Genomic DNA, 10,269 nt, shown 5'->3' on the forward strand with positions numbered 1-10,269 from the left:
CCAGAACCCCGCGGCGCATCTGGTCCAGCTCAATGCTCTCGAACAGCGCCTTGAAGTTGCCTTCGCCRAARCCRTCGTCGCCMYYGCGCTGGATGAACTCGAAGAAGATSGGGCCCAGCTGGTTTTCGCTGAAGATCTGCAGCAGCAGCGCGCCCTTTTTGCCGTCCACCAGGATTTTGCGTTTCTTCAGGTCCGCCACGCTTTCGCCGTGGCCCGGGATGCGCTTGTCGACCAGCTCGTAGTAGGTGTCTATGGTGTCCAGCAGCTTCACGCCGCTGGCGCGCAGCGCGTCCACCGTGGCGAACAGGTCGTTGCTGCCCATGGCGATGTGCTGTATGCCCTCGCCCTGGTAGCGGTCCAGGTACTCCTGGATCTGGCCGGCTTTCTCGTTGCCCTCTTCATTGATCGGGATGCGGATCTTGCCGCAGGGGCTGGTCATGGCCTTGCTCTTCACGCCGGTGACCTGGCCTTCGATGTCGAAATAGCGGATTTCGCGGAAATTGAAGAGCCGCTCGTAAAAGCCGGCCCACTCGTCCATGCGGCCGCGGTGCACGTTGTGCGTCAGGTGGTCGATGTAGGTCAGGCCGTGGCCGGCGGGATTGAGCGCATCGCCCGCAATGCCGGGCAGCGGCTCGAAATCCACGTCGTAAAAGCCGATGTTGCCGATGTCACCGGGCTGCGCGCCGTTCTTGCCGCGCCATTTGTCGATGAAATAAATGATGGAGTCGCCGATGCCCTTGATGGCCGGGATGTTGAGCTCGCCCGGGCCCGCCGTGTGGGCGTAGCCCCAGGCGCCCAGCGCGATGGCGCGTTCGTAGGCGAACTTGGCGTCCTTCACGCGAAAGGCGATGGCGCAGACGCTGGGGCCGTGCTGGCGCGCGAAACGCTGCGCGAAGGAATCGGGCTCGGCGTTCAGGATGAAGTTGATGCCGCCCTGGCGGTACAGCGTCACGTTCTTGTGGCGGTGTTTGGCAATCGGCTTGAAGCCCATGCGCWCGAACAGCGCCGCCATGGCAGCCGGGTCGGGGGCGGCGTACTCGATGAATTCAAAGCCGTCGGTCCCCATGGGGTTGTCCCAGGCCGCGCCTTGTTCAAAGTTCAGGGCGGTGTCGGTGCGTGCGTTCATGCGTGTCTCCAAAATGGTGGGCTATGCATTGGACTTTAGCGGCGTCCGGCATCAGTTTTACTGCGAAACAGGGCGTTAAAATTGCCTTTGACGCAGTAAACCTGCAAAATAAGCAGCATGGAAACACTCGACAAGCTCGATCGCCAGATCCTGCGCAAACTTCAGGACGACGGCCGCGCCACCTACGACCAGCTGGCCGAACAGGTGGGCCTCTCGCCCAGCGCGGTGCTCAGGCGCGTCAAGCGGCTGGAAGAAAGTGGCGTCATAGACCGCTACGTGGCGCTGGTCAAACCCGAGGCTGTGGGCCTGGGCCTGACGGCCTACCTCAACGTGCGCCTCGAAAAGCACACCGAAAGCCACAAACGCAACCCCATGGACCTGTTCCGCGCCAGCGTGCAGACCTGGCCCGAGGTCGCCGAATGCGCCGCGCTGACCGGTGAGATGGACTATCTGCTGCGCGTGCTGGTCGAGGACATGGCCCACTACAGCCGTTTCATCATGGACACCCTGCTCAAGCACCCCAGCGTGCAGGACTGCAAAACCAGCTTTGTGCTGGACCGGGTCAAGGCGACCACGGCCGTGCCTTTGTGAGGGCGTGAAGCGAGTCAGGCCTGCGYCAACAAGCGGGTAGCCAATGGCTGTGTGCTGGATTTGGCAGGATCGCGGTTTGGATTGTGTTGCTGCATTGCAACATTTTCATCTTCCATGCCAATTGGCTATGATTTTTATAGCTCGCCAAGCCCTGCTTTTGCGGAAAAGTGGCAATCCGGGGCGATTTTGGCAGCTCTCCCTATTGAAGGCCCCGGAGAAGCCCTTAGACTGGGAATTCTAGGGAAAACCCTTATATTGAAGCCATGGTCTCACCCAGCACACTGTTAAAAGCTTCCTACAACGCGAGCAAGGAGTTCTTCCGCCCGCCTGTAGCCGAGACGAGCGCGCCGCAGACGCCTGCCGTCCCGCGCGTCCAGCCCGTCATGGTTCCCATCCGCTCCATAGGCCCCAGCCACGGGGGACGCATCGCCGCCCACTTGCTGGCCCTGGATGAACACGACCGTTACCTGCGCTTCGGCTACTCGGCCAATGACGAACAAATCCGCCGCTATGTCGACGGCCTCAACTTCGACCGGGACGAGATCTTCGGCATCTACAACCGCAAGCTGCAGCTGATCGCCATGGCCCACCTGGCGCATTCGACCGACCCGAATCTCAAGAGCTGCGCCGAATTCGGCGTCTCGGTGCTGGCCCAGGCCCGCGGCCGGGGCTACGGCTCGCGCCTGTTCGACCGCGCCGTGATGCACGCCCRCAACGACGGCGTCGACATGATGTTCATCCACGCGCTCAGCGAAAACACCGCCATGCTCAACATCGCCCGCAAGGCCGGCGCCACCATCGTGCGTGACGGCTCGGAAAGCGAGGCCTACCTCAAGCTGCCGCCAGCCGACCTGGATTCGCGCATGACCGAAATGGTCGAAGAGCAGATTGCCCAGACCGATTACCGCCTCAAAGTCCAGGCCAAGCAGTTCTGGGACTTGCTGGGCGCGATCCAGGAAGTGCGGCAGGGCGTCCGGGATGGGCGGGACCGCATGCCGATGTAATTCTCTGGTTCGGCGGGCTGGGAGAAGTTCGCCACCAAAGATTCAATCTGCGGGCTTCTCTTTCTCCTCCATGGTCACCAGCCAGATCCCATAGCAGACCAGCACCAGGGCCAGGCCGTTTTTCCACTCCAGGAACTGCTCCTCCAGGAACATTGCCGACAGCATGGTCCCAAAAATCGGCACCATGAAGTTGAACACCGTGATCATGCTCACCCGGTTGTACTTCAGCAGAATCGTCCACAGCGAAAACGCCGCCGACGACAGCACCACGAGGTAAACCATCAGCAGGGTAGATTTGACGGTGAAGCCCGTCAGAGACCCTCCGGTGGCCAGACCGATCAGCAACAGGGCCAGGCCGCCAATGGCCAGCTGCCAGCCCGTGAGCACCACGGAATCCACGCGCTGCGAGACCTTTTTGCCGTAAATGCTGGCGGCGGACAGCACAAAGGCGGCGATCACCACAAAGCCCTCGCCCAGCAGCGTGAAATCAAAGCTCAAGAGGCTTTCGCTGAAGTTCACCACCATCACGCCCGCGAAACCCACCACGCAGCCCAGCACCTTGTTGAAGCTGAGCCTGTCGTTCTTGTAGATGTAWTGCGCCAGCAGCACGCTGAAGAAGGTGCCGGTCGCGTTCATGATGGAACTCTTCACGCCCGTGGCATAAGCCAGCCCGATGTAGAAAAACACGTACTGCACGCTGGTCTGCGTCAGGCCCACCAGCGTGACCTGGCCGAAGGTGCGGCGGTCCAGCTGGAACACCGGCTTGCGGCTGACAAGGGCAAACACCAGCAGCACCAGGCCGGCAAAAATAAAACGCCAGCCCGCGAACACCAGCTTGGACGGAATGTCATCGGCGGCGATGTGGAACAGCGCATAGCCGTTCTTGATCGCCGGGTAGGCGCTGCCCCAGAGCAGGCAGCACAGCGAGGCCAGCAGGAAAACGACTTTGCGTTGGGTGAAAAACGTGGAGCTGTTCAAAACCTGGATCCTATGAAAGGAAGAGAGAAAGGCGCGGCCCGGGCGCGGCGCGCGCCCAGGTGCATCGACGCAAATTACAGCAGGCGCGCCAGGTAGCGTCCCGTATGGCTGGCGGGATTGGCCGCGATGTCTTCCGGCGTGCCCACGCCCACCACGGTACCGCCGCCGGCGCCGCCTTCGGGGCCCATATCGACCAGCCAGTCGGCCGTCTTGATGACGTCCAGGTTGTGCTCGATCACGACAATCGTGTTGCCCGCGTCGCGCAATTGGTGCAGCACCTTGAGCAGCAGGTCGATGTCGGCGAAGTGCAGGCCGGTCGTTGGCTCGTCGAGGATGTAAAGCGTGCGGCCGGTGTCGCGTTTGCTCAGTTCCAGCGCGAGCTTGACGCGCTGCGCCTCGCCGCCCGACAGCGTGGTCGCGGCCTGGCCCAGCTTGATGTAGGACAGGCCCACGTCCAGCAGCGTGTGTAGCTTGCGCGCGATGACGGGAACCGCCTTGAAGAACTCGGCTGCGACCTCGACCGTCATGTCCAGGATCTGCGCGATGTTCTTGCCCTTGTATTGCACTTCGAGCGTTTCGCGGTTGTAGCGCATGCCCTTGCACACGTCGCAGGGCACATAGACGTCGGGCAGGAAATGCATTTCGACCTTGACCACGCCGTCGCCTTGGCAGGCCTCGCAGCGGCCGCCCGCGACGTTGAAGGAAAAGCGCCCCGCACCGTAGCCGCGTTCGCGGGCCGTGTTCATCTCGGCCATCAGCTCGCGTATCGGCGTGAACAGGCCGGTGTAGGTGGCCGGGTTGCTGCGCGGCGTGCGGCCAATCGGCGACTGGTCAACGTTGATGACCTTGTCGAAGTGTTCTATGCCTTCAATCGCTTCATGCGCGGCAGGCTCCTCGTGCGCGCGGTACAAGGTGCGGGCCACGGCGGTGTACAGCGTGTCGTTGACCAGCGTGGACTTGCCCGAGCCGGAAACGCCGGTCACGCAGGTCAAGAGGCCGACCGGAAACTCGACGCTCACGCCCTTCAGGTTGTGGCCGGTGGCATTGATCACGCGCAGCGCCTGCATGTCGCCCAGCGTGGCCTGGTGCACGGCCTCGCGCGCGGCGCGGCGTTCGGCGGCCGGGCTTTGCGGAAAGCGCGAGGCCTTTTTCTTCTCGGCGGTTTCCACCGCCTTCACCGTCGGCAGCCAGGGTGTGCGGCGCTTGGGCACGGCGATTTTCAGTGTCTGCGCCAAATACTTGCCTGTCAGCGAATCGGGGTTGTTCTTGACTTCGTCGAAGGTGCCCTGGGCCATCACGCGCCCGCCGTGGATGCCGGCGCCCGGCCCCATGTCGATGACGTGGTCGGCCGCGCGGATCATGTCCTCGTCATGCTCGACCACCAGCACACTGTTGCCGATGTCGCGCAAGTGTTTGAGCGTGCCGATCAGCCTGTCGTTGTCGCGCTGGTGCAGGCCTATGCTGGGCTCGTCGAGCACATACATCACGCCGGTCAGGCCCGAGCCTATCTGCGAGGCCAGTCGTATGCGCTGTGACTCGCCGCCCGACAGCGTCTCGGCGCTGCGGTCCAGGCTCAGGTAATTGAGGCCGACGTCGTTGAGGAACTTCAGGCGCAGCCCGATCTCACGCACCACCTTGGCGGCGATCTCGGCCTTGGCGCCTTCCATCTTGAGCACGCTGAAATACTCGAAGCTCTCGCGCAGGGTGGCGTGGCTGATCTCATAGATCGCCTTGCGCTGGGGCTGGGCGCCGCCCTCGGGCGCGCTGACCAGGTAGACGTGGCGCGCCTCGGTGCGCAGGCGCGTGCCTTCGCAGTCGGGGCAGGGCTGCACGCTGCGGTAGCGGGACAGCTCCTCGCGCACGGCGGCGGAGTCGGTCTCGCGGTAGCGGCGCTCGAAGTTGGTGATCACACCTTCGAAAGGGTGCTTCTTGCTGATCTTCTTGCCGGCGAAGTTGCCCGAGTCCATCACGTAGCTGAACTTGATTTCCTCGTCGCCCGAACCGTGCAGCACGACCTGCTGCACGTTGTCGGGCAGGTCCTCGAAGGCCGTGTCGATGTTGAATTTGTAGTGTTTGGCCAGGCTTTCCAGCATGGCGAAGTAATAGCCGTTGCGCCTGTCCCAGCCCTTGACGGCGCCGCTGGCCAGGCTCAGCGAGGGGAAAGCCACCACGCGCGCCGGGTCGAAAAACTCCATGTGGCCCAGGCCGTCGCAGGTCGGGCAGGCGCCGACCGGCGAGTTGAACGAAAAGAGCCGCGGCTCCATCTCGCTGAGCGAATAGTCGCAGACCGGGCAGGAGAATTTCGCGCTGAACAGGTGTTCCTTGCCGGTATCCATCTCGAGCGCAATCGCCTTGCCGTCGGCCAGGCGCAGCGCAGCCTCGAAACTTTCGGCCAGGCGCTGCTGCAAATCGGCCCGCACCTTGATGCGGTCTATCACTACGTCGATGTTGTGCTTCTCGGTTTTCTTGAGCTTGGGCAGGTCGTCGAACTCATAGGCCGTGCCGTCGACGCGAAAACGCACATAACCCTGGGACTGCATTTCGGCGAAGACGTCGACGAACTCGCCCTTACGGTCGCGCGCCACCGGCGCCAGGATCATCAGCTTGGTGTCTTCCGGCAGGGCCAGCACGGTGTCGACCATCTCGCTGACGCTTTGTGCCTGCAGCGGCAGGTCGTGGATGGGGCAGAACGGCGTGCCGGCGCGCGCGAACAAGAGGCGCAGGTAGTCGTGGATCTCGGTCACCGTGCCCACGGTCGAGCGCGGGTTGTGCGAGGTGGCCTTTTGCTCGATGGAGATCGCGGGCGACAGGCCCTCGATCATGTCCACGTCGGGCTTGTCCATCAGCTGCAAAAACTGGCGCGCGTAGGTCGACAGGCTTTCGACGTAACGGCGCTGGCCCTCGGCGTACAGCGTGTCGAAGGCGAGGGACGACTTGCCGGATCCGCTCAGCCCGGTGATCACCACCAGCTGGTTGCGCGGAATGTCCAGGTCGATGTTCTTGAGGTTGTGCGTGCGCGCCCCGCGAATGCTGATGCGCTGCGCCGCCAGGGCTTGTGCCAGGTAGCGGCCCTGGGCGGGCTCCGCCACGTGCCGGCCTTCCGCAGCCTGGGAGGCAAGGTATTTGCTGTCGTCGGGAGAGTTCAAGATGTGGCAGCCGCAAAACTCTCCATCATAGACCGAAGCACCGTTTCAAGCACAATAGCCGTCTGGACAAGGTCCGGGCGGCCGGGGCTTGCCGCGCCCCGGTGCCCCAAACTCCCGATCCGCCCCGGCTTGGGCCTTTTTATTCCGGTTTTTTAGTCTTTTTGCCTGCTTTATTCCCGTGCCCGCGCCATCCTCCCCTGTGTCCTTTCCCATGACCGCCACCGAGCGGCGCGCCAGCGCCTCGCTGGCGTCGATTTTTGCGCTGCGCATGCTGGGCCTGTTCCTGGTGCTGCCGGTGTTCGCGCTGGAGGCGGCCAAATACCCCGGCGGCGACGACCCGGCGCGCGTCGGCCTGGCCATGGGCATTTACGGGCTCACGCAGGGCCTGCTGCAGATCCCTTTCGGCATCGCCTCGGACTGGTGGGGCCGTAAACCGGTGATTATTTCCGGCTTGGTGATTTTTGCCCTGGGCAGTTTCATCGCGGCCTGGGCCCCGGACCTGAACTGGCTGATTGCCGGCCGCTCGCTGCAGGGTGCGGGCGCCATCTCCGCCGCCGTCACCGCGCTGCTGGCCGATTCCACGCGCGATGAGGTGCGCACCAAGGCCATGGCCCTTGTGGGCGGCAGCATCGCGCTGATGTTCGCGCTCTCGCTGCTCGTCGCGCCGCTGCTCGCGGCTTATATCGGGCTGCACGGCCTGTTCGCCCTGACCGGCGCGCTGGCGCTGGCCGGCATCGCGGTAGTCGCCTGGTGGGTGCCGCCCGAGCCGGTAGAACACGTGAATCGCCCGCGCGGCAGCCTGCTCGAAGTCCTGAAAGACCCGGCCCTGCTGCGGCTGGATTTCGGCGTGTTCGTGCTGCATGCGGTGCAATTGGCCATGTGGGTGGCGATTCCGGCGCTGCTGGTGGCGGCTGGGCTGGACAAGGCCGGCCACTGGCAGGTCTACCTGCCGGCGGTGCTGGCCTCATTTGTCGTGATGGGCGCGGTGCTGTTCCCCATGGAGCGGCGCGGCTACCTGCGGGCGGTGTTCCTGGGCGCCGTGGGCCTGGTCTTTGTGGTGCAGCTGGGACTGCTGTGGGTGGCCTCATCGGCCCCGGCGCCGCACGGCCTGGCCGCATTGGCTGCGCTGTTATTCCTGTTTTTCTGCGGTTTCAATGTGCTGGAGGCCACCCAACCCAGCCTGGCGTCCCGCCTGGCGCCCGCGCAGGCGCGCGGCGCGGCCCTGGGGGTGTACAACACCCTTCAATCGCTGGGGTTTTTTGCCGGCGGCGCGGTCGGCGGCTGGGTCACCAAGGCGCACGGCGCCCAGGGGCTTTTCCTGCTGTGCGGCGGCCTGATGCTGGCCTGGCTGCTGGTCGCCTGGCCCATGCGGGCGCCCGGCCGCCATGCGGCTACGGAGCCCTCGGGCGGCGAGGCCTTGCCGGGCCAGCCAGTTAAACTGTAGCCATTCATAAATAGCAGGGCCCCCCGCTCTGTAGATCAGCTCAGGAGAACCCCTCATGGCATCCGTCAATAAAGTCATCGTCGTCGGCAATCTGGGCCGCGACCCCGAAATGCGCAGCTTCCCGAGCGGCGACCAGGTCGCCAACGTCACCATCGCCACCACCGACAAGTGGAAGGACAAGCAGACCGGTGAAATGAAGGAAGCCACTGAATGGCACCGCGTGGTGTTCAACGGCCGCCTGGCCGAGATCGTCGGCCAGTACCTGCGCAAGGGCTCGCAGGTCTATGTGGAAGGCTCGCTGCGCACGCGCAAGTGGACCGACAAGGACGGAATCGAAAAATACACCACCGAAATCCGCGCCGACCAGATGCAGATGCTGGGCAGCCGCCAGGGCATGGGCGGTCCCGGCGGTGACGACGGCGGTGGCGGCGGCGGTTACGAAGCCCCGCGCCAGTCCGCACCTGCGCGCGCGCCGGCTGCAGCCGCACCGCGGCAAGCACCCGCGGCGTCCAAGGCGGCCAGCGGCTTTGACGACATGGACGATGACATCCCGTTCTGACCCGCAACTGACCCGCAGGGCGTAAGCCGCCAGCGGAACAAAAAAAGGCCCCAGGCATTGACGCCTCGGGCCTTTTTTCTTTCAGGAGCGGCGGCCCGGCTCCCTTGCCGCCCCGCCTTCCAGGGCAACGAATACGGCATGGCGGTCGCCGCAACAGCCGCGTGCGCGCCTGGCCCCTGCCGCCGCGTTGCGCGCCAGCGCGGCGAAGCCACGCGCCGCCATCCAGGCCAGGAAGGCCGCGCCGCTCAAGGGCAGGGCAAACCAGGCGCCGGTAAAACCCGCGCGGCGGGGCTCCCAGCGCAGGATCACGCCCTGCGAGCTTCCGGCCGGTTCGATCACCGCGTTCTCATGGTCGCCAAGGCGCACGCGCTGGCCGATGTCGATGAAGTGGTCGCCGGGATCGTTATTGCGCGTGAGCCAGAGCCGGCCCCGCAGCACCGTCAGTTCGCCGCCGCGCCGGGGCAGGCGCAGCGCCTGGCCGGGCACCAGGTGACGGGTTGCGCCGTGACGTACGGCGCCCTTGGATTTTGCATTCATCATGAGCCTTTTGAGGTGTTGCCGTGCGGGCGTGGCCGCGCCGTCGCCGGTGTCAAAGCCCGGCCAGGGCGTGCAGCGCGGGGTTGTCGATCTGGCCGGCGAGCAGCTTCGCCGCAGCCGCGCTCGAGCTGTCGCCCAGGGTGGCGCGATGCAGGCAGGCGCGCACCGTGAGTTCGCGCATGCCGCTGCGCGCGGCGAGGTCCTGCAACTCGTTGACCCAGGCCGAGGCCTGGGGCATGGCCTCGGCCACCGCGACGCCGCACAGCGCGTCGAGCGCATAGCCCTTGCCCCACAGGTAGGCATCGGGCAGGCGCACGCAGCGCGCCAGCGCGTCGACCAGGATTTCGGCGGCGCGCCGGGGTTCGCCGCGCGCCATCGCCACGCGTCCCAGCCCCCGGCCGGCAATGCCTTCCCAGCATGGGTCGCCGATCTGGCAACCGAGCGCGAAGGCATGCTCGAAACGGTTCGCGGCGGCCTCCACGTCGCCGCGCAGCAGGTCGACTTCGGCCCGCAGCGACTGCGGCCAGGGTACAAAAGCGGTCCAGCCCGGCTGGGCCAGCGCCACCGACCGGTCCAGGGCGTCGGCGGCGGCGTCCAGCTCGCCGTGCAGCAGCAGCGCGCGGCCCAGCATGGACAACGCATAGGCGCGCTGCCTGGGGTCACCGGCGGCGGCGCCCAGCGCCTCGGCCTCTCGCAGCAGGGCGATGGCGGGCGCGTAGTGCGCGGTGTCGCTGAGCGCGGAGCCGTGCACGGTGGCGATGCGCGCCTGCTCCGCGCGGTCGCCGCCGGCCAGCGGCGCCGCGCGCTGCAGCCAGGCCAGCGTGCGCTCGTAGCGGCCGCGCAGGAACTCGACGTAACCGAGTTCACGGCAGGCCGCCGCGGCC

General features: G+C 65.3%; 8 protein-coding genes and 1 pseudogene. 4 read left to right on the forward strand and 5 right to left on the reverse strand.

Features of this window, described 5'->3' with window-relative positions; genetic code table 11:
• The coding region (gene hppD, locus AC1D0P_RS15515) for a 4-hydroxyphenylpyruvate dioxygenase (protein ID WP_477677564.1) at positions 1-1,126 on the reverse strand (1,126 nt) is incomplete at its 3' end.
• A 117-nt stretch (positions 1,127-1,243) separates the two neighbouring features.
• On the opposite strand from hppD, the gene AC1D0P_RS15520 reads away from it, so the two are divergent.
• Both AC1D0P_RS15520 and AC1D0P_RS15525 read left to right on the forward strand, forming a co-directional pair.
• Entirely contained in the window at positions 1,244-1,717 is a 474-nt protein-coding gene (locus AC1D0P_RS15520) for an Lrp/AsnC family transcriptional regulator (RefSeq protein WP_007867295.1), read from the forward strand.
• A 263-nt stretch (positions 1,718-1,980) separates the two neighbouring features.
• A complete protein-coding gene (locus AC1D0P_RS15525) occupies positions 1,981-2,721 on the forward strand; it encodes a GNAT family N-acetyltransferase (RefSeq protein ID WP_477677565.1) in 741 nt (246 codons plus the stop codon).
• Between the two features lie 42 nt (positions 2,722-2,763).
• Here AC1D0P_RS15525 and AC1D0P_RS15530 read toward each other — a convergent pair whose 3' ends face one another.
• Together AC1D0P_RS15530 and uvrA are read right to left on the reverse strand one after the other, a co-directional pair.
• A complete protein-coding gene (locus AC1D0P_RS15530; RefSeq protein WP_477677566.1) occupies positions 2,764-3,699 on the reverse strand; it encodes a DMT family transporter in 936 nt (311 codons plus the stop codon).
• A gap of 74 nt (positions 3,700-3,773) precedes the next feature.
• Positions 3,774-6,845 (reverse strand): excinuclease ABC subunit UvrA, encoded by a 3,072-nt coding sequence (gene uvrA / locus AC1D0P_RS15535; protein WP_477677567.1) that lies wholly within the window; start codon positions 6,843-6,845, stop codon positions 3,774-3,776.
• Between the two features lie 211 nt (positions 6,846-7,056).
• Here uvrA and AC1D0P_RS15540 point away from each other — a divergent pair, with 211 nt between their 5' ends.
• Positions 7,057-8,289: an MFS transporter gene (locus AC1D0P_RS15540; RefSeq protein WP_477677568.1), complete on the forward strand. Its 1,233-nt coding sequence runs from the start codon at positions 7,057-7,059 to the stop codon at positions 8,287-8,289.
• A gap of 55 nt (positions 8,290-8,344) precedes the next feature.
• A complete protein-coding gene (gene ssb, locus AC1D0P_RS15545; protein WP_477677569.1) occupies positions 8,345-8,848 on the forward strand; it encodes a single-stranded DNA-binding protein in 504 nt (167 codons plus the stop codon).
• Between the two features lie 81 nt (positions 8,849-8,929).
• On the opposite strand, the gene AC1D0P_RS15550 is transcribed toward ssb, so the two are convergent.
• Positions 8,930-9,385 carry a DUF2917 domain-containing protein gene (locus tag AC1D0P_RS15550; protein WP_477677570.1) on the reverse strand — a complete coding sequence of 152 codons (456 nt, stop codon included), beginning with the start codon at positions 9,383-9,385 and terminating at the stop codon, positions 8,930-8,932.
• A 52-nt stretch (positions 9,386-9,437) separates the two neighbouring features.
• Positions 9,438-10,269, reverse strand: a pseudogene (locus AC1D0P_RS15555) (SARP family transcriptional regulator); the annotation flags it as partial.

Source organism: Polaromonas sp. P1_G2 (assembly GCF_056405515.1).